The sequence below is a fragment of the Levilactobacillus tongjiangensis genome (assembly GCF_003946345.1).
Taxonomy (GTDB): Bacteria; Bacillota; Bacilli; order Lactobacillales; family Lactobacillaceae; genus Levilactobacillus; species Levilactobacillus tongjiangensis.
The window spans coordinates 1-20,096 of record NZ_RHNY01000023.1 but is presented as its reverse complement, the minus strand read 5'-3'; the positions used below and the strand labels follow the sequence as shown (position 1 = coordinate 20,096).

Annotated in this window: 17 protein-coding genes; 4 read left to right on the top strand and 13 right to left on the bottom strand. The window is 48.0% G+C overall.

Annotated features, from left to right (window positions below; all coding sequences use genetic code 11):
• Window positions 1-5: 5 nt before the first annotated feature.
• Entirely contained in the window at window positions 6-563 is a 558-nt protein-coding gene (pth, locus tag EKM75_RS11420) for an aminoacyl-tRNA hydrolase (protein ID WP_125684147.1), read from the bottom strand.
• Window positions 564-856: 293 nt separating this feature from the next.
• On the opposite strand from pth, the gene EKM75_RS11415 reads away from it, so the two are divergent.
• From EKM75_RS11415 to cbpA, 3 genes are all read left to right on the top strand, one after another.
• Window positions 857-1,822, top strand: a complete 966-nt coding sequence (locus EKM75_RS11415; RefSeq protein WP_125684145.1) for an L-lactate dehydrogenase — start codon at window positions 857-859, stop codon at window positions 1,820-1,822.
• A gap of 324 nt (window positions 1,823-2,146) precedes the next feature.
• Window positions 2,147-3,535, top strand: coding sequence for a L,D-transpeptidase family protein (locus EKM75_RS11410; RefSeq protein ID WP_125694707.1), 1,389 nt, complete (start codon window positions 2,147-2,149; stop codon window positions 3,533-3,535).
• Between the two features lie 308 nt (window positions 3,536-3,843).
• On the top strand, window positions 3,844-4,485 hold the full coding sequence (gene cbpA, locus EKM75_RS11405; RefSeq protein WP_011667295.1) for a cyclic di-AMP binding protein CbpA: 642 nt from the start codon (window positions 3,844-3,846) through the stop codon (window positions 4,483-4,485).
• An 83-nt stretch (window positions 4,486-4,568) separates the two neighbouring features.
• On the opposite strand, the gene EKM75_RS11400 is transcribed toward cbpA, so the two are convergent.
• From EKM75_RS11400 to EKM75_RS11355, 10 genes are all read right to left on the bottom strand, one after another.
• A complete protein-coding gene (locus tag EKM75_RS11400; protein WP_125684141.1) occupies window positions 4,569-4,952 on the bottom strand; it encodes a type II toxin-antitoxin system PemK/MazF family toxin in 384 nt (127 codons plus the stop codon).
• Between the two features lie 29 nt (window positions 4,953-4,981).
• Window positions 4,982-5,209: a hypothetical protein gene (locus tag EKM75_RS11395; RefSeq protein WP_125694705.1), complete on the bottom strand. Its 228-nt coding sequence runs from the start codon at window positions 5,207-5,209 to the stop codon at window positions 4,982-4,984.
• 81 nt (window positions 5,210-5,290) lie between these two features.
• Window positions 5,291-6,418, bottom strand: coding sequence for an alanine racemase (gene alr, locus EKM75_RS11390; RefSeq protein ID WP_125694703.1), 1,128 nt, complete (start codon window positions 6,416-6,418; stop codon window positions 5,291-5,293).
• A gap of 5 nt (window positions 6,419-6,423) precedes the next feature.
• Window positions 6,424-6,780 carry a holo-ACP synthase gene (gene acpS / locus EKM75_RS11385; RefSeq protein WP_125684169.1) on the bottom strand — a complete coding sequence of 119 codons (357 nt, stop codon included), beginning with the start codon at window positions 6,778-6,780 and terminating at the stop codon, window positions 6,424-6,426.
• A 194-nt stretch (window positions 6,781-6,974) separates the two neighbouring features.
• Window positions 6,975-8,117, bottom strand: a complete 1,143-nt coding sequence (locus EKM75_RS11380) for a baeRF6 domain-containing protein (protein ID WP_125694701.1) — start codon at window positions 8,115-8,117, stop codon at window positions 6,975-6,977.
• A 255-nt stretch (window positions 8,118-8,372) separates the two neighbouring features.
• Window positions 8,373-9,968, bottom strand: a complete 1,596-nt coding sequence (locus tag EKM75_RS11375; protein WP_125694699.1) for a DEAD/DEAH box helicase — start codon at window positions 9,966-9,968, stop codon at window positions 8,373-8,375.
• Window positions 9,969-10,159: 191 nt separating this feature from the next.
• Window positions 10,160-11,545: a UDP-N-acetylmuramoyl-tripeptide--D-alanyl-D-alanine ligase gene (locus EKM75_RS11370; RefSeq protein ID WP_125694697.1), complete on the bottom strand. Its 1,386-nt coding sequence runs from the start codon at window positions 11,543-11,545 to the stop codon at window positions 10,160-10,162.
• Between the two features lie 194 nt (window positions 11,546-11,739).
• Complete coding sequence (locus tag EKM75_RS11365; RefSeq protein ID WP_125694695.1) at window positions 11,740-12,525, bottom strand: hypothetical protein; 786 nt, start codon at window positions 12,523-12,525, stop codon at window positions 11,740-11,742.
• Window positions 12,526-12,600: 75 nt separating this feature from the next.
• A complete protein-coding gene (gene htpX / locus EKM75_RS11360; protein ID WP_125694693.1) occupies window positions 12,601-13,491 on the bottom strand; it encodes a zinc metalloprotease HtpX in 891 nt (296 codons plus the stop codon).
• An 8-nt stretch (window positions 13,492-13,499) separates the two neighbouring features.
• A complete protein-coding gene (locus tag EKM75_RS11355) occupies window positions 13,500-14,075 on the bottom strand; it encodes a LemA family protein (protein ID WP_125694691.1) in 576 nt (191 codons plus the stop codon).
• A gap of 107 nt (window positions 14,076-14,182) precedes the next feature.
• Here EKM75_RS11355 and EKM75_RS11350 point away from each other — a divergent pair, with 107 nt between their 5' ends.
• Window positions 14,183-14,644 carry a low molecular weight protein-tyrosine-phosphatase gene (locus EKM75_RS11350; RefSeq protein WP_125694689.1) on the top strand — a complete coding sequence of 154 codons (462 nt, stop codon included), beginning with the start codon at window positions 14,183-14,185 and terminating at the stop codon, window positions 14,642-14,644.
• A gap of 124 nt (window positions 14,645-14,768) precedes the next feature.
• Here EKM75_RS11350 and EKM75_RS11345 read toward each other — a convergent pair whose 3' ends face one another.
• Window positions 14,769-16,982 (bottom strand): L-type lectin family protein, encoded by a 2,214-nt coding sequence (locus EKM75_RS11345; protein ID WP_125694687.1) that lies wholly within the window; start codon window positions 16,980-16,982, stop codon window positions 14,769-14,771.
• A 299-nt stretch (window positions 16,983-17,281) separates the two neighbouring features.
• Window positions 17,282-19,528 (bottom strand): L-type lectin family protein, encoded by a 2,247-nt coding sequence (locus EKM75_RS11340; protein WP_125694685.1) that lies wholly within the window; start codon window positions 19,526-19,528, stop codon window positions 17,282-17,284.
• Between the last annotated feature and the right edge of the window lie 568 nt (window positions 19,529-20,096).

The window sequence follows — 20,096 nt, the reverse complement described above, 5'->3', positions numbered from 1 at the left end:
CTATTCTAGTTGTACTGATTCATCAACTGAGTAAATTCGGTACCGCTTAACCAATCATCAAGTGCAGCGACGGCCTGATCCGTCGCCTGGTTAAAGAGCGGCGCTTGGTCTTTGGTAAACTTTCCTAAAACGTAGTCCACCACAGAATGTTGCTGAGGGTGTTCAATTCCGACCCGTAACCGTTTGAATTTCTGATCTGAAACGTGGGCAATGATGCTCTTGATTCCGTTATGACCACCGGCTGACCCGTGATTCCGCAACCGGATTCGGCCTACTGGCAGGTCCATGTCATCGTGAACGACCATAATGTCATCTAAGTCAATCTTGAAGTATTGCATCAATGGGTGGACTGCCCGCCCGGATTCATTCATGAACGTTGTTGGTTTCACGACCAAAACTTTTTCACCATTCACGATGCCGGTACCATACTTTGCGTCCATCTTACGGGTCGTCAAGTCAATACCGTGTTCCTTAGCAAACGCATCAACCACCATGAAACCCGTGTTGTGCCGTGTGCCATCGTACTGGGGACCAATGTTTCCTAAACCAACAATCATTTTCATCTTATACTGTTCTCCTCAAAAATTAGGTCATCTGAGCTGGAAGCAAAATAGCTGGACGGACGCTTAGCCCCGTTCAGCACACTCAGTTTATCTACGTATTTCAAATCAACATTATTGAGTATAGCATAGTCGCTTGTGAATTTCACTCATCCTGACCCTTATAGGAAGCGTTTGCTAGTAAACGTTTTTTTCATAAAATAAAGAGGCTCCCCCATAGTCGATATAGCGTTCTCATGTTATACTTGTTAGCGGGTAATGAACGTGACCCTTGAAGTGTTAAATACTTATAGGAGATGAATATTTTGACTAATAAGAATCATCAAAAAGTTGTTTTAGTCGGTGACGGTGCCGTAGGTTCCTCATACGCCTACTCAATGATGAACCAAGGTTTAGCCGAAGAATTCGTAATTGTGGATGTTATCAAGGAACGGACCGAAGGGGACGCATTGGACCTTGAAGATGCACAAGTCTTTACCGCACCAAAGAAAGTCTACTCAGGTGACTACTCTGACTGCAGCGACGCTGACGTTGTTGTGATCACTGCCGGTGCTCCACAAAAACCCGGCGAAACTCGTTTGGACCTGGTTAACAAGAACTTGAAGATCTTGTCTTCAATCGTTAAGCCAGTTGTCGAATCAGGTTTCGACGGCATCTTCGTGGTTGCAGCTAACCCAGTTGACGTTTTGACTTACGCTACCTGGAAGTTCTCAGGTTTCCCAAAGGAAAAGGTTATCGGTTCAGGGACTTCTCTGGATACTTCCCGTCTGCGTGTTGCGTTGGCTAAGAAGCTTAACGTTGACCCACGGAACGTGGATGCCTACATCATGGGTGAACACGGTGACTCCGAATTTGCTGCTTACAGTGCAGCCACTGTTGGTTCAAAGCCATTCTTGAAGTTTGCTGAAGAAAAAGGCATTACTCAAGACGACTTGGACAAGATCGAAGACCAAACTCGTAACAAGGCCTACGAAATCATCAACCGTAAGGGCGCAACCTTCTATGGTGTTGCTACCTGCTTGATGCGCATCACAAAGGCAATCTTGCGTGATGAAAATGCTGTCTTGCCTATCGGTGCTGCTTTGAACGGTGAATATGGTTTGGACGATATCTTCATTGGTACGCCAGCCGTTATCAACGCCCAAGGTTTAGCTAGTGTTATCGAAGTACCACTTTCAGACAAGGAATTAGCTGCTATGAAGTCTTCAGCTGAAACTTTGAAGAAAGTTACTAAGGATGGCTTAGCTGCCCTTGAAGCTTAATTAAACGATTAGAGGTGTCACGCTGTTAGGGCGTGGCACTTTTTTTATCCCGTCATTGAACCGGTATTCTACGAAATAATTTGACGAGTCCAAAATAATTTTGCCCAACCTTTTTTTCGGTCGACCGCGCTCACCTCCTATCAATCCAAGCAAATCAAGACTAGCAGCCAACCAAAACTGACCACAATTTGTTACGTAAACGTTTTCATTGACGCATTCACATTGTCTTTTAAGGAACTTTGAAGTAAGCTAGAGTTATGCTAATTGGTGATAGTTAAGCATGACGACTTTTCCTCCATTGGCTATATTAGGAGGTCACACTTTATGAAAAAACGGAAAGCCCTCGTGATTGGCCTGGTCACCGCCTGTGTGGCGGTCGGCGCAATCTACGTTGGACAAGCATTACACTACTCTTCAGCAAACGTCTTCTTTAAGGATACCGAGATTGCCGGCGTCAACGTCGGTGGTAATACGGCCCAACAGGCGGCAACGAAGCTTAAAGCTGCACTGAAGAATCAACAGCTGACGGTGAAAGACGGTAGTCAAACCGTCACCACTTTCAAGACCAACGAAGTTGACTTAAAAGTGACTTCCCCATCAGCGTTGAAACAATTGATCTCCAAGCAAAACGTTTGGAGCTGGCCCATTCACTTGACGACCGCTACGGCAGACAGCATCCAGCTGAACGCTAGCACGGAAAATCAAGAAAGTGTCCGGACACTAGCAAAGTCCATTACCACCAAGGCCAACAAGACACGGACCGCTGCCAAAGATGCCTCCTTCACTTACGCTAATGGTGACTTTGCAGTGACTAAGGAACAGGCCGGGAATCAACTCGACACCAGCAAATTAGCCACTTCAATTTCACAAGCTATTGAGAAGGGCGAGACGACCGTTAACGTTTCCGGCGACTACATTAAGCCTGCCGTGACGTCGACCTCCGCAACCTTTAAGGCGGCAAAGTCTAAGGCTCAGACCATTACCAAACAGAGTTACGTCTACAAGCTAAGCAATCATAAGGTCACAATTCCTGCTGAAACGTTGGCTAGTTGGCTAACATTCAAGGCTGGGAAGCTATCGACCAATGATACGGCTATCAAAGCTTACCTGACTAAATTAAGTAAGAAATACGGCACCGTAAACAAGACCCGGACCTTCAAGTCTACCAAGCGTGGCACGGTCAAGGTTCCTGCAGGTTTATACGGGTGGAGTATTAAAGTTAAGAAAGAAACGCCTGCTTTAAGTAAGGTTGTCTTAGCCGCTAAGGGTATGTCCCGGACCCCTGCTATTCAAGGGAGCGGTTATCACAGCAACGGTACCGACATTGGTAACTCCTACGTTGAGGTTGATAAGACCAACCAACACATGTGGGTCTACAAGAACGGAAAAGTCGTCGTTTCGACCGATGTTGTTACTGGTTTACCAACGACCGCACACCACACGCCAGCTGGTGTCTGGGTCATTTGGAGCAAGCAACGCAACGCTACTTTACGTGGTCAAAACGATAACGGTTCGAGTTACGCTTCACCAGTTAAATACTGGATGCCAGTGGATGACACCGGTGTTGGGATTCACGATTCTTCGTGGCAACCTCAATATGGTGGTACCTGGTACAAGTCTCACGGCTCTCACGGTTGTGTCAACACGCCACCTTCGAAAGTCGGCGAAGTCTTTAACAACGTTAAAGTGGGCACCCCCGTTGTCATCTTCTAATTTAATTTTAAAAAAAGTTGTGCGTCGCCCTTCCGGTGGTTCACAACTTTTTTCTTGCCCAAATTGCATCCAAAATTACCAATCGGCGATTTGTCCCTAACACCCGGACGACCGGTGAATCCAACGTTAACGAGGCATCATCGGCTAGGAGATTGGCAACCTCGCTCAAATCATAGGGTAACGAGCATCTCCACGTTTTATGCGAGTTTACTACCAATTTCTCTGAAAATAGCTGGTCGGAGTTAGGGCAACTATGGTATTATTAGAAGAGATTATTAGAAGTTTCTAATTTTAGGAGGTCATCTGCTATGCTGCTTAAATCCCTAGTGAAACCGAAAGAACGTTTGGTTACGGTTCGCGAGGACGTCACCCTGGAACAAGCCTTAAAGGTCTTGGAAGACTCGGGCTACCGGTGTGTTCCCATCCTGGATGAAACCGGGCAGATCTTTCGGGGTAACATCTATAAAATGCACATCTATCGCCACAAGTCCCGGGGCGGCGATATGCAGCTTCCGGTGACATCGTTACTGAAAAATGCCACCAAGTTTATTTCCGTTAACGCGGCCTTCTTCAACGTTTTCTTCTCAATCAAGGACTTACCCTACATTGCCGTTTTAGACGACAAGAACGCCTTCTATGGGATTCTGACGCATACCCGGTTGATGGACATGCTGTCCCAATCCTGGAACGTCAACATTGGGAGTTACGTTTTAACCGTCGTTTCTGCCGGTGAACGAGGCGACCTCGCTGGGATGGCCAAGGTCATCACCAAGTACACGTCGATTGCGAGCGTCATCAGTTTGGATGCGCAAGAAGGCGAACTGGTTCATCGGACCATGTTCACTCTGCCAGCCGAAGTGGATGAAGAAAAGCTCGACCGAATCGTTAAGGCGTTGGAACGTAAAGAATTCCACGTCCCAGAAATCGAAGATTTACGTCACGAGAACTAAATAAGTCACAAAAAAGCGGTCACGACTCCATCATGAAGTCGTGACCGCTTTTTTGGGCAAGTCACCGTGAAACTATGTAGGTGTTACTTTTTACCTTTTCTTTTACGCGCCTTGTCCACCAAGCCGATGCTGGTTGCCAGTGCAGCATCGACCGCTGCCATGGTTTTTTCGTCCAAGTGAGTCACCTGGTCCCGCAACCGTTGCTTATCGATCGTCCGAATTTGCTCAAGCAAAATGACGGAATCACGCTCGATTCCGGTCCGGTCAGCGGAAATGCCGACATGCGTCGGCATTTTAGGCTTCTCGATTCGAGCGGTGATTGCCGCCACGATAACGGTTGGACTATAGTGATTTCCCACGTTGTTCTGGATGATCAAAACGGGGCGCATGCCCCCCTGTTCCGAACCAACGACTGGTGATAGGTCGGCGAAGAAAACGTCACCGCGTTTGACTTCAACACGGGCCATGGGCCGCCATCCCCTATCTGATTAATTTTTTAATGCTTTGTTCTACGAAATTTTGTTAACCGGCGCTCCGCTTCCTCTTCACATGGTGTGAAGACGCGAGCAATATCCCGGTTGATCAAAGCCATTGCTTGATACCCAACAATCAAAGCCAGCTTACGTGAAGCTGCCGCCCGCAGAGGAACCAGCGCTTGATGCCGCTGTCTGCGGGAAATGTGTCCTCGTAACCGTGGTCGTTCTAATTGCTGCGATTGAGCCATGAATTGCCCTCCTCAAGTAAATTCACTTCGTCTCATACAGTTTACCACGAAACACCACCCCTGGACACATAACACGATAAATTAATGACGATAGACCCGTGGTACCCGCGTAGTGAAGCCACAAGCAATTTCATAATGAATCGTGTCACAGTAGTCCGCGATGTCTTGCAGTGTAATCCGTTCGTGACCATCCTGGCCGATCAACGTGACCTTGGTTCGCCGGGGATACCGATGTGGCAGCCGCACCATCAATTGATCCATGCAGACGCGACCAACAATTTCACAGCGCTGACCGTCAACTAGGACATCGAAGCCTTGCATCCGTCGTGGATACCCATCGGCGTACCCGACGGACACTGTGCCGATCCATTCATCCTCCGGTAAGGTATAAGTCGCCCCATAACTGACTGATGAGCCCGCTGGCACCAGCCGAGCCTGCATCAGTTCACTGGTCAGACTCATTGCCGGTTGTAGCGGATACGGCTCAGCAATGGCCGTTCCCGAAGGATTCAACCCGTACCCGGCTGCCCCGAAGCGCACCATGTTACCGTTGCAGGCATCATGCCACAAACTCGTTGCCGAGTTGGAGACGTGCACGTAACGTGGTTTTTGCGGTAACCAGTCCGTTAGATCGTGCCATTTAGCCACTTGCTTCTGAAAATAATCGTCATTAGGGTCATCCGCCGTAGAGAAGTGGGTAAAGATCCCTTCAAAGTTAAACTGTGCCGGATGTTGCCGGAGAAAATCAACGACCACCTCGACCTCAGCTTTGGTCTGAAACCCAATTCGCCCCATGCCCGTGTCTAGTGCTAAATGAACGGGTAGTGGCTGAACCATTTCAAACAACGACAGTGACCGTGTTGCTAACTCTAACCATTCCAAATCAGCCACGGCAACGGAAATATTTTGTTCGACCATGACTGGTGCGTCAGCTGGTTCCGTGACTCCCAAAACCAGGATGGGTTCATCGAACCCGGCTGCTCTGAGTTCCAATGCTTCGTCCAATATTGCCACGCAAAATCCCGTGGCACCGGCTTCCTTGGCCGCCTGAGCGACCTGTACGGCCCCGTGACCGTAACCGTTGGCCTTCACGACCATGAACAGGTCGCAACCCGCGGCTAATCGGTCAACTTCCGTGTGAATATTGGCCCGCAAGGCCTGACAATCAATTACCAGCTGTGTTGGCCGGTGCCCCCCTACTACTACCATGAACCTTACCCTCTTTCTAAAATTACCTCCGTCATGACCACCGTCGCCGTATGTGAAATTGACACAAAGGCGTTGCCCCCGAAGGGATGACGGATTACGCTTGGACGGCCGGTCTGGTCGTCACGAATCTCGATATCTTGAAACCCTACGGCCTTGCCAATACCAGTCCCCAAAGCTTTGCTGTATGACTCCTTGGCCGACCACCGTCCGGCAATGAATTCAACGGCCCGTTGCCCACTTAGCTGACCATAATCAGTCAACTCATTGGGGGTCAGAACCTTGTCTAGGAATTGCGGTTGCTTAGCCACAACCGCATTGACCCGTGCCAGATCAGTGATATCAATACCAATTCCGTAGATCACTATCATCACCTCTCTTTATTTTGTCCAGACTGTATTTTATCACAGCAAAGCGTGATTACCGCAACAAGTTACCCAGTTAAGCGTAATTGTAAACTAATGTTAAGAAGCGGTTGGTGTTCAGGTAGTCGTAATCCCACCCAATTTAGTCAAAAGGGAGAGTGGGCTCGCAGTCCGCACTCTCCCTTGTCCCTAAATTAATGCATCACGGCCTCGCGGAGCCGGAGTTGTGCAGCTATAGGTTGACTCGTTGGCATCATCTCGGCTGGTAGCAAGTGTACCTCACCACCAAGTTGGCTAACCAAGAGCGCCAAATCGTTGTAAAGATTGTTCTGCCGACTCAGAGCCGTCGCCGTCATCACCGCACCCTGTGCAGTCAGGTGACCCGGTTGAAAGGCTTCCGTCCGAATCCAGAGTTTCGCCAACTGGCCTTGAACGGCCGCTGTTGCCAACCGGCCGAGATCCATAACGATTTGCTCATTTTGACGGGCTTTAGCAAAGGCATCTTGACGAATCTGGGCCGCCTGCTCATAACGTTGGCGGTTCACACCAACCGTTAAAGCCGCGAGTGTTTGATTAGCAGCAGCCAGGTTAGGCACCTGCGTTACCCGTACCGTGGCCTCCAAGTACGCGTTCTGGGAAAGCTTGCGGAAATTCCCTTGTTCATTCGCACCAGCAACTAAGATTAGGGGAACCTGCGCCACATTTGAATAATGTTGTGTCACGTAGGTATCGACCTGCTGAAAGTAATTCCGTTGGTCAGCGGCTTTAGCAGTATCCAATGACCCGGTTCCACTATAGTGCGTCCCAACCCCAGCGGATCGTTGCCAACGACCTCGGTCACGAACTTCCTCGCCTAACGCTTGCGCCATAGTGGCGGGTGCCTCGATTGGAAGATTGACGAGTTCGGCGCGACCACCTCGAACCTGTGCCAACTCGAAGGCATCACGGCCAAGTAAGAGTAAGTCGTAATCACTTGTTTGATCTTGCGCCTGTAAAATCGGCAGTACGTTTGGCTGATAAGTTACTGCCAAGGTTGGCATTACCGGGCTGTGTAACCAATAATGATAACTCGTCGTTGGCCCAGCCATGATCAGCAGTCCCATAGCACTGCCGTTGGTTAACGCACCATGAGTAAATGGCGCAAAGGCTGGCTCATATGCAGACCACACTCTGTCGGGTGCTAATTCGGTCAACTGAGACCGTCCTTGTTTCAGTAAACTATTAAATTGTGTTCGGTCGGTATTCGGAATCCCCGTGATGGGTAAGGTCATTGTCACAAAAGGACCTGGCTTCGTGGCGAGCGTCAATGCTGCGTGTAAGTCAAAGTGGTTTGCCATAATGATTTATCCTCCATAATTGGTTGTCATAAGATTCTTCGTATCAATTCGATAAGAGAATAATATCATGCCTAGGCGACAAACGCAACTAATATTTTTAACTAATATCAATTTATAGTATAAAATTATTAGTCAACTACTGATTTGCCGGCATTTCAAGCTAGTAAAATTTTTCGTCAATAATTTTGGGCAAAGAAAAAGCTCCTACCGGTTGCCGCCGGTAAGAGCTCACTTCTAATCAATTTTTAGATGAAACTAGTCTTTCTTACGAATGGTGAAGCCGCGGCTGCCACCCTCGTTACGCCGACCACTGTTACCACCGTTGCTACGATGGTTCCGGCTATCGCCACCATGGTTACGTGAATCATGACTCCGAGAAGAATCATGACCGCCACGTGAACCACCATGACCGCCGCCACGTGAGTCGTTGCTACGGTGACCACGGTAGCCACCGCCACCGTTGCCACTACGACGATGGTTCCCGCCACCATGATGGTAGCCGCCACCGCCATGACGTTTGCCACCACGCTTAGGTAATGGTCGTTCTGGAGTAATCTTAACGGGTACTTGGTTACTGTTGTCCTTGGTCAGGTCGTTTAAGAGCGCTGCAACCAAGTCTTCAGCATCGTATTCGTTTAAGAGACCTTCAGCCGTCTTAGCAAACTTTTCGGTATCCGTCTTGCTAACCAATTCGCTAACTGCTTCTTTAGCAGCACCTAATTGGCTAACCAAGGCTTCTTCATCCGAAGGTGGCTTCAAAGGAAGCATCCGCACCTTCGTCAGCTTTTCAATTTCACGCAAGTAGTCCATTTCGTTAGGCGTTACGAAAGTCATGGAAACCCCATGCTTCCCGGCACGACCAGTACGGCCGACACGGTGAACGTAGCTATCTGGATCTTGTGGAATATCGTAGTTATAAACGTGGGTCACGTCATTGATATCGATCCCACGAGCAGCCACGTCGGTTGCAACCAGGATGTCCAATTGACCATGACGGAATTCGTTCATGATTTGAGTCCGACGCTTCTGGGTCAGGTCACCATGAATCCCTGCAGCGTTGTAGCCACGAGCTTGCAGCCCACTAGAGATTTCATCAACCCGACGCTTCGTCCGTGTGAAGACGATGGTCAAGTCTGGTGATTGAACGTCGAAGAAACGCGTCATCACATCAAACTTTTCAAAGTCACGTGAACGGACGTAGAATTGATCGATCAAGTCGGTCGTTAATTCTTTAGCCTTAATCTTCACGTGCTTAGGGTCTTGCATGAATTGAACACCAACCCGCTTAATTTCGGGTGGCATCGTTGCTGAGAAGAGCATCGTTTGACGTTCTTCTGGCAATTGCTTGATGATGTCTTCAATGTCATCCAAGAATCCCATGTTTAACATTTCATCAGCTTCATCTAAGACCAACATTTGAACGTGATCTAGCTTCAGCGTGTGCCGGCGAATATGATCCAGTAACCGACCCGGGGTCCCAACAACCACTTGCGGGTGGTTCTTTAAGGATTTGATTTGACGACGAATATCTGCCCCACCATAAACGACTTGGACATTTGCCCGTTCGTTACGGCCTAATTTATAAATTTCTTCTTGGGTTTGGATAGCCAGTTCCCGTGTTGGGGAAACAACCAACGCTTGCACGTTTTCGTTGCTCTTATCAATCTTTTCCAAGATTGGTAAAGCGAAGGCCGCAGTCTTCCCAGTACCAGTCTGAGCTTGGCCAATAACATCTTGACCAGCTAAGACCATTGGGATTGTCTCGGCTTGAATTGGGGTCGCTTCTTCATAACCTGCTGTGGTAACTGCTTTCAGTAGGTCTTCAGAAAGACCTAGTTCGTTAAACTTCAAAAATATTTTCCTCCTAATGGATACGTCGCCCTAGTGCCTCAAAATACTTGGAAAAAATCCGTTTTCCTTGGTGCGGATGATGATTGGCTAGAACGGGGTAATTTCGTTTCTTAAATACAACTAAGCCATCATACAACGCTGAAACAAAATAAGCAACTCCCAAGACTCATGGAAGTTGCTTCATTTTCATGTTAGTTTTCAGTGGAATCCCGCAGTGCGGCCAACACTTGCTCCAAATGAATGCCATGGGATGCCTTTAATAAAATCTGATCAGCAGGGGTTAATTTCGCCTGTAAATCAGTTGTAAGCGTTGTCAGCTCATCCGCGCCATAGTGGGCTACTGGTAGGTTTGGATAACGATCAGCTAATGCTTTAGCCAATGCCTCCATCAACGGACCAACCAAGTAAACGCCAGCAATGGCCGTTGGGTCGATTGCCGTGGCAAGACCAGCGTGCATTGCACTGGCCTGATCACCCAGCTCCAACATATCTCCCAGAACCACGTACCGCTTGCCGGCAACTGGTGTCCGCGAGAAGGCCGCTAAGACTTCCTTAACAGCCGTTGGATTGGAGTTGTAGACGTCACTCAGGATAGCGGCCCCGGTACTACTCTCCAGCCATTCAGCCCGGTTCTCAGTCAGGTTGACCGTAGCCAGTGCCTTCTGCGCACTTTCCGGCCGAATCCGGTAAACGGACGCCACTGAAAGAGCAGCCAAGGCGTTGTTCACATTGTAAGCCCCAATCATTGGAATCGTAAAGGTCACCTTGGGCCACTGATTCGTCACGAAGCTCGTCGACGTGGACGTTGCTTGAACATCGGTAGCGAACAGATCATTAGTCCCCTCTTGGCCAAAGGTTACTTGCCGTTGAACCAAGTCAGTCGAACGTTCGCGCAGTAACGGTTCGTCTCCATCATAAACGAAGATACCATCGTCACTCAGACTGTGCGTGATTTCCATCTTAGCATCCGCAATCTTGTCACGGGTCCCAAAGAATTCGATATGGGCTTCACCAATCATGGTAATCACTGCCAGGTCTGGCATGACTAAGCTACTTAGGAAATCAAGTTGCCCAGGTCGATCCATCCCCATTTCAACCACTAACATTTCAGTATTTGGTTCCATGGATAACACGGTCATGGGAACACCAATCTCATTGTTAAAGTTAGCGTGCGTCTTGGTCACGTTGAACTGAGTAGCCAGCACTGACGCAATCATGTCCTTCGTGGTGGTCTTACCGTTACTACCAGTAATGGCAACCACTCGCGGATTGATTTTAGACAAATAGTACTGGGCCAAGGCCTGCAACGCCTTCAGAGAATCCGCCACTTGGAGAACGGGAAAATCAGCGGGAGCACCGGCCATGTCGCGAGCCCACAACGTGGCCACTGCCCCGTGGTCAATGGCCGATTGAATAAATTGATGGCCGTCCTGTTCGCCAGTCAATGGGATAAAAAGCCCCCCCGGCTGGAGGTGTCGACTGTCAAACGCCACGCTGGTCACACTGACACTACGCCATTGTTCGAAATCATTGATTGCTCCAACTGCATGAGCAATTTCAGCAAGTTGCATCTTCATGTTTTCTACTCCTAATTGGCGGAATGGCCGCTGGGACCGTCCCGTTGTCAAATTGATTTCCATTCGGTAAGTCAGCCGAACAGTTCTAATCGCAATAAAATCTGTTTTTCATTATACCATGAATTGCGTTCACCTAACTTAAAACGCAAATAAAAACCACTGAGGGCAAGGGCCCAACAGTGGTTGACAAATTTTTAAATGGAATCAGCCACGTCACTAAAGACCTGGTTGTCGTGAATGCTCAACGCCCATTCACCGGTAGTTAAATCGTAACGTAAACTCGCAACTTCTCGGGAATCCGCGTAAACCTCTTCCTGAGAATACCAAGTGTTCTGCCGTTCGGGATGCGTGATTGCTCGGACTGGAATCACGTAAACCCGATGACGTTCGACTAATTGATCAAAGGCCACAATCATGCCATCCATCAGGCCTTGCGTCAACTGTAAGACAATTTCATGAGGCAGATCACTAATGGCTAATGGCCGGGCAAAAACCCACCGGTTGTTGTGCATCGCGCGCAAGTGCCGTTTGATGCTAACCTCTAGGACGTGATCAAAATCCGCTAAATTCCGATAATAGATTTTGTAGAACCCATCTCTTAACGTTAGAAAAGCGTACTCGTTCTGCAATTTTGCGTAGAACGGTGTCCGGATGTGCGTCCCCATGTGGGCCAAATAAAGTAATTCCGCTAATTCACCTGGTAAAAGGAAATCGAGGTCGTCGCTGTGCGTGTAGTCTAACCATTTCACCGCATGTTCGTGCTTACCCAGTAGGTAACGCCGAACTTGCGCCTGGCCTGTGACCGTCTGTAATCGGGTGTGGGGATTGATTTCCACATCATTACCGGATTCTTCGTTCAGCAAAAGCAACTGATTTGGGATGGCCGGAACGCCATTTAAAAAATCAGCTGGTGATATGCCCAACGAATAAATCATATTCGTCACGGGTTCTAGACTTAAATAAATGAAATTTCCGCGCATATGCCAACACTCTTTCCCCTAGTATCAATCATGTTTAATTGTACTACGAAACCGCCTCCAACTGTCCATAAATTTTTACATTTTTTCGAGTCGTTCAATCCGGTCGGCCATTGGTGGATGAGTGGCAAATAAATCCGCAAAATTTTTCTTTCCTTTGAAAGGATCGCTGATGTAAAGCGCCGCGCTATTGGCATCAGCTGCCTTCATGGGCGCACTGTCGTCGATTTTCTGTAACGCACTGATTAGACCTTGTGGGTTCCGAGTCAACTCCACGCTAGAGGCATCGGCTAGGTATTCTCGGTTTCGAGACAAGGCCATCTGAGCAATGCTAGCAGCTAATGGTGCCAAAATAATCAGCACGAGTGAAATAACCAATCCGATGGCATTACCACCGGAATCACGATCATCCCGCCGCCGTGCGCCACCCCACCAGAGCCAGTTGCTGGAAAAATTCACGAGTAACCCAATGGCCGCTGACAACGCCAACGCAATCGTCTGTAAGCGAATATCATAGTTTCGGACGTGGGAGATTTCGTGGCCAATGACCCCTTCCATCTCTTCACGGTTCAATCGTTCTAGAATACCGGTTGTGACTGCGACCGCTGCATGTTCAGGATTATTGCCCGTCGCAAAGGCATTTGGACTAGCATCTTCAATGATGAAGACCCGCGGCATGGGCACTTGGCCCACCATCGCCATGTCTTCCACCAAGTGCCACAACTCTGGCGCTTGATTTTCATCGGTAATTTCTCTGGCATGGTTCATGCTCATAATCACGTTAGTCGACTGACTAATCATAATCAGCATGTAGACCACAGTAACCACCGCTGCCAACAAGATTCCCGACTCCCAGTTCGCCCAAAATAAGTCACCTAGTGCCGCACCGATGGCGAGCACTAACACACCAAACCCAAACATCACATACCCGGTCCGGCGTTTGTTCATGGCAATTTGATCATACAACATGTTATCGCCTACTTATCTTGGCCAAAGTCATCAAAGTTAACCTTTGGCGTCGTCTTTTCTTCTTCAGGAACTTGCAAGTAGTCGCTTTCTTGGAAATGGTGGACCTTGGCGACAATGTTACTTGGGAAGGACTGAATCTTCATGGTCAGGTTGGCTACTGAACTGTTGTACAGCTGTCGAGAGTAAGCAATCTTGTTTTCAGTATTCGTTAATTCTTCCATTAATTTACTAAATTGTGCATTGGCCTTTAAGTCTGGATAATTTTCAGACAGAGCAAACAGTGACCGCAACGTCGTGGATAATTGATTAGAAACTTCCATAGTCTGTTGATGATCATCAGCGGGGACCTCAGTCAATTGGTTCCGCAAAGCAATCACCTTTTTTAACGTGGACTGCTCGTAGTTCGCATACCCTTTTGTCGTTGAAACCAAGTTAGGAATCAAGTCATTCCGTCGCTTGAGCTGAACGTCAATCTGACTCCAAGATTCTTGGACGTGCGTCCGTGTCCGAATCACCCCGTTGTAGGCACCAATGTACCACGCCACCAAGATGACCAGCACGATAATTAAAATTATTGCAACCATTCTCTATCACTCCTCCTATGGACTCTGGTAAACTCATCATAACAAATGAAAAATCACGAGGCCAGTAGCTTTGCCTGACTTTAACATTAAATTAGGAGGTTCCACCCATGCAACACGTTCTGTTTGTCTGTCTCGGTAACATCTGTCGTTCACCAATGGCGGAGGCCATCTTCAATGATCTGCTGGAACAACGTCACCTCACCAGCCAGTTTGAAGTAGCTTCTGTCGCCACCAGCCCTGAAGAAGAAGGTAATCATCCCCACCCCGGGGCCCTCAAAGCTATGCAAGCTCACGGACTAAATGCGAGTCACCATCGCTCCCGACCAATTACGGCCACGGACTTTGACTGGGCAGATACCATCATTACGATGGATCATGCCAACGTGGCTAATTTGCAACGAATGGCCCCCTCAGCGGCCGATGCGGCCAAGGTTAAGCTCTGCTTGGATATTCTCCCAGGTCGTACTGGCGAGGCCATTGACGACCCCTGGTACACCCATAAGTTTGAACTGACTTATCAAGAATTGGCAGCGGCATTACCTGCTTGGCTAGATGAACTGACTAAGTAGGTCTGTGTAGGCCAGCGGTTTAACTGGCCGGCCTAGCCATTCTAGATAATTTTCAAATATCCCACATGAGATACCTTGGGCCGAGACACTGCGTCTCGGCCCTTTTTTCGTGCGTTTTTTATCTTTAAGTGTGCGGTGTGTCAGCGAGCGTCCAGGTAATGCTCCCAGAATAAAGGCCCTGCTGCGCACCTGCGTTTACTTGTAGAAATAGGCCATATTGTTGTTGCCACTTAGCCGTCACGTCGACTACCTGATCATCCCCATCAGTCTCACCATGTGCAACGATTTGGTCTGCACTTGAAAGCACCTCATGGTCACCCCAGGTCGTCGCGTAATAAAGGTCACCAAGTAGCGGTTGTTTAGTCACCGCATTGGTCAATGGCTGATTCAGTCTGGCCTTTAAGTCCCAACCATGCCCAGCTGCACGTGAATCTTCAATCTGAAGGTCCAGCGTTGAGTGATTAGGTAACGTTTGTCGATTTCCCGTTAGTTTACCAGAAAAATCAGCTTGGCCGGCCAAATTGGCAAAGCCCAAAGTCCCCGTACTTTTAGGCTCGTTGGTCGCAATTAAAGACGTTGTTATCGTGTTAGAAAATGCCTCATCCGGGTCAACCGCCGTCAATTTCAACGTATTGTGTCCCTTACGTAACGTATTGGCCGGAATCTTGTAGTTAAAGGCCCCTCGCATGTCAGCAGCTGATAGCTTCTGGTCCGGTAACTGGGTATCATCATTCAATTCTCCCCTAATCTTCACGTCACCACTTTGGTATTGCGAATTGGAAAGGTCAACCATCCCCGGCAATGAAACTGACTGGCTGTTATCAACGGTGAGACTAGCCGTTGATGTTAAATGTAAGACCATACTATTGCTTCCTTGCACGTGAAACTCTGGCGTCGACGTGGCAGCAACGGCTTCGTCTCCCTTAAATTCGCTGGTAGCCGCTGGAACCGGCCCCGTCGAATCCTTCACGACACCTGTCAATTCAATGGTCGCTTGATTGCAATTATCAGAAAGTGTCTGAAGCTTCTGCCGAATCACTGGCAGGGTCAGGTCTGTTCCGTTCAATTTTGTCTCAGTTCCATCAGGATACTGAACCTTCATCGTGTTAAACCGTAGCCGCTTAGGTAATCGAAGTTGGGCCTCAATATTGTGCCACGAGCGGCTACCATTCAGATACCGTAGCTGATAAGCCAAACTCACTTTGTCGCCTTTAGCCAAGGTATCCCCCGCTTTCACTGGAATCGTTTTATCAGTGGCACCGGCTACCTGCACCCGTAAGTGTGATTGTGCCTCACTATCAACTAAGTCTGGAATCTCATCAAACACGACTAGATTGTTTTCTTCCCTATTACCGGTTGATCCCGTAAAGCCCCACCATGCCTGACCCGTATTATCCGGATCAATGATACTTCGATCGATGGGAACAGTCGCCGTCATGCCAGACCGAGCTGATACACCAGTGATGGGATCCCGATCATTAAAGGAATACGTTATGCTAGCGTCTTTAGCCTCAGATGAATTGGGCTCATACGTTAACGTTAAATGGTGCCACTTAGCGTTGGAAAGAAAATTGAAGTCATTTCCTGCGAGAACCCCGTTATGTAAGAGCGCATAGGACCGGGCAAATCGAATTAAACTGTAATTGTCCTTAGGAACATAGCTGCTCGATTCACCAGGATAATTGGAAGCAATATGCGGCGTCATCAAGTTATTATCATCGCTGTCGAGGTCAAAGGCATCGCCCTTTCCCCCACTATTTATGTCAGCAGTTTTGTTCAAATTGGTATCAAATTCCAAAGCCCAACTGTGTTGAATAGCTGTCTTGGCAACATCCCCGGCGGTGGAATAAAAACTGTTTAAATTGTCGATCCCCCAAACTCCTAAAGTCTCGCCAAAAATTTTTCCCGGATACTTGGGTGCTGCCTGAACGCCCCCACCATTCTGCAGCACAAACGCCATACCATCCCCAGCGACGTTTCGATCTGCTCGGAAACTCCCCCCATCGCCAAAATACAGCCACATTGAAACAGTCTGTCGGTGGTTTAGGTTGAACCGATAGTTCTCTTTAGACCAAATTGCTCCCACCTGACCAGCATCATCTGTGAGTTGAACCACCTGGGTTGTTGGTGTCCGTCTATTCTGTGAAGGAACGACAACTGCATGATTCCAAGGTGACCGCCCAGCTTCAAATAGACTTGGCAGGGCAATTCCTTGCGGCGTCGTCTCTAGCCCATGCTTTAAATCGAACGGCGTCCGCGCCTGTGCGGTTACTGTTAATAGGTAAAAACTGGCAACCAAAAAACTAACAAAACCTAACACGACTCCTTTAACCATCATTCTGGTGGCTCCTTCCTGATCAGGAGCAACTACCGATTCATCTAAAATTTCCGAGTGGTTATAACTATTTTAATATAGTTATCCTCGTATAATACTAACACCCCTGATTAATTTTCTTTAGTATACCACGTTTACCGAAACATCACGTCTAAATCGTTGATATAACAGTATTTATAATTGATTCAGCTCTGAAAATTCATCATATTTATCTAGCATAAATCCGCTTTATTTCCGCCATAGACAGCAAAAAAGCTACCCCAATTACTCGAGTAGCTTCACACTAAATATCAATAACTTTTTTAACCAGTCGCCATCGTATTCTGCAGCGTCCAGTGAATGGTCGTTTTATACGTCCCAATGGTTAATCCAGGGTTCGTTTTCAGCAGGAGCCCCTGATTTTTGTTCCAGTCCTGCATGACATCGACCACATCATTGTCAGACGTCGTCGTATGTTTCATGATCGTCACGGCCCCTGCCAACAAGCTGTTTTGTTGGCCATTCTGATCAACGTAAGCCAGATCGCCATTGATTGGATTGCCCTGAAGCTCTGCTACCATTGGGTCCGCCGACGCCGTTAGTGTCCATTGATCACCCGTTCCCATGGTATCATTGACGTTCACGTGAAGATTACTGTCCGGCGCAAAGGACATCGACTTCCCAGTCAACTTTTGCGGATCATCACCATTGAAAGACGATTCAGTCGGAACGTCAAGTTTAATCGTCCCTTCCTTCACGTTGACCGTATAGACCGTATCATTGGTCGACCGACCTGATTGATCACGCGCGTACATAATCAGTTGATTGCCGTCTTTCAACCCAGAAATAAGTGAGGCGGCCGGAATCGTATAGTTAAACTGTCCCGCCGGATCACTGTCCTTTAAAGTTACCGGGGCCAGGTCCTTGCCGTTCAGCGTAGGATGTAAGGTGATATCGCTATTCTTACTGGCGTTCCCACTCACGTAGTTAACCTTTCCAGTAACCGTCACGTTCTTAGCACCCGTCATGGTTTCACTACTCGTCGTGCCACCAATACCAACTTGGCCACTGGTCAGTACCATACTCATGGCGCCTGCAGCTGGCTGGGTCACATTAAAGGCGTTCAAGCTGGCATCGGTCAACGCATTAGAACCATCAAAATTGCTGTGCGTTGACTTAGAGGTGGCCGAGGTCACACCACTTGCGAGTACACCCTTCCCCTTTAAGGTAATGGTAGCCGTCTTATTGCTGTCCGATAAAACATGGTCGGCGTCTAAGGCAACGTTGACGGTCTGGCCGGAAATATTATGATTATCTAAGCCAGTGATCTGTTGCTGATAGCCATCCGCATAGGTGATGGTCGCTGTATCATTAAACGCCACGTTAGCTGGTAACTTCAACGTGGCCTGAACATTTTTCCAAGATTCACGGCCCCCATCATAACTCAAATGATACTTTACAGACAGTCGGTCGCCAGTATAGATTTTATCCGCCGCTGCGGCCGTCATAACCTGATCATCTTGTGAATTATCTGTAATATCAGCCGTGGCACTGGCATTGACCAGTCCCGGAACCTGTTCAAAAACGACCGCATTTTCTTCCGTATTCTTGGCAATCCCGGTCGAGCCGGTAAAGCCCCACCGAACGTGCCCATCGCTACCAACACCTAGCTTACTGAGAGCAATCGGAACGGTCGCAGTTTGCGCCGTACCGCCATTGGCAACGGTCGCAATCGGTGCTCCAGTCGACGGATCCTTATCACCAAACGTATAAGTCATGGTTTTAGCATCCTTGTTCCAATTCAAGGTTAAGTGATGCCAAAAACTATCTGAGAGATAACTGTAACTCTTTTTCAAAACTCCCAGGTGATTGAGCTTCGCATAGTATTTACCATTGCTAAGCGTTCCCTGTGCATAACTGTTCTTATCCCCAGGATAATTAGACCCGATGTGGGGATACCCGCCTGCGATGTCGGCATCAAAGTCGTTATCTGCCTTACCATTTCTCAAATCAATTGAAGTTCCGTTCACAAAGGTATCAAATTCTAGCGCCCAGCTCTTTTGAATGGCACTGTCGGCAATTGCCTGCGTATCAACCGGTTTGGTAAAGTCTGTCCGCGCGTCACCACCCCACACACCTAACGTCTGACCGTTAAGCGGCTGACCAGCCGCGTTAGTTGAACTAGCACCGACTCCCCGATCATCATTCTGCATAACAAAAGCAATGCCATCCGCTGCGGAAGAATTTCCATTACCTAAGTAAAGCCACATCGAGGCCTTTTCATTCTCATTTAAATTCATCGCTGCTTCATTGCTGGTCCAAATCGTTCCCAATTCAGTTCCAACCCGGTAATTTGTTAACTTGACGGCTTGATCTAATCCATGACCTGTATCCATCAATTTGGCGGCATTATTGGCAATCGTTCCGGGAGAGAAATAACTACCAACTGTGATTCCCGCCGGCGCATTCGCCGTAACCGAATCCGTATCTGCCTGCGCCGTTAATAAATGGCACCCTAACAGGCTCGCCGATAGGGCGATCATCCCTAGTAAAATGGCTTTGACTTTCAACTAATTCCTCCCCTTGAGACGTGAAAAGCCCGTCGACAACCTAGTCCTGCCGATGAGCCACACTCTCTGCCTGCTACTTACCGTAACACCTAGCGGGCACTTAACTTTACATTTAGTTGTACAGTCTTGTCATGACATTTCTGTACACGTGACTGCGTTCACCGCTACTTGACAACCTAGTCAAATTGTCAAAAAGCGAACGCCCCTGTACTACTTCTCTTATTAACCAATATAATTATATGTGGTCTCCTCACAAAATTCAAGCCTTTTACCTTCCACACATTAACCTAAATTTATTAGTAAACAACCCTTTTTTGAATATTTAATTTATCACCAGATAACTGCCCCGTCACCGTAATTCCAGGTTTACTTTGGAAAGACAAGCCAACTGTCAGTGATCTCGAATTACCAGTTATTACTAATACAGCTAATTAATATGCATTATTCGTGGAAAAATTCATCAATTCTTTTATGATAAAACATAAAAAAACGGTTCTATGATATTTGGTGTTGATAGAGAAATCTATCAACACCAATTTTTTGTATAATAAAAGGGGCACACTGCCCC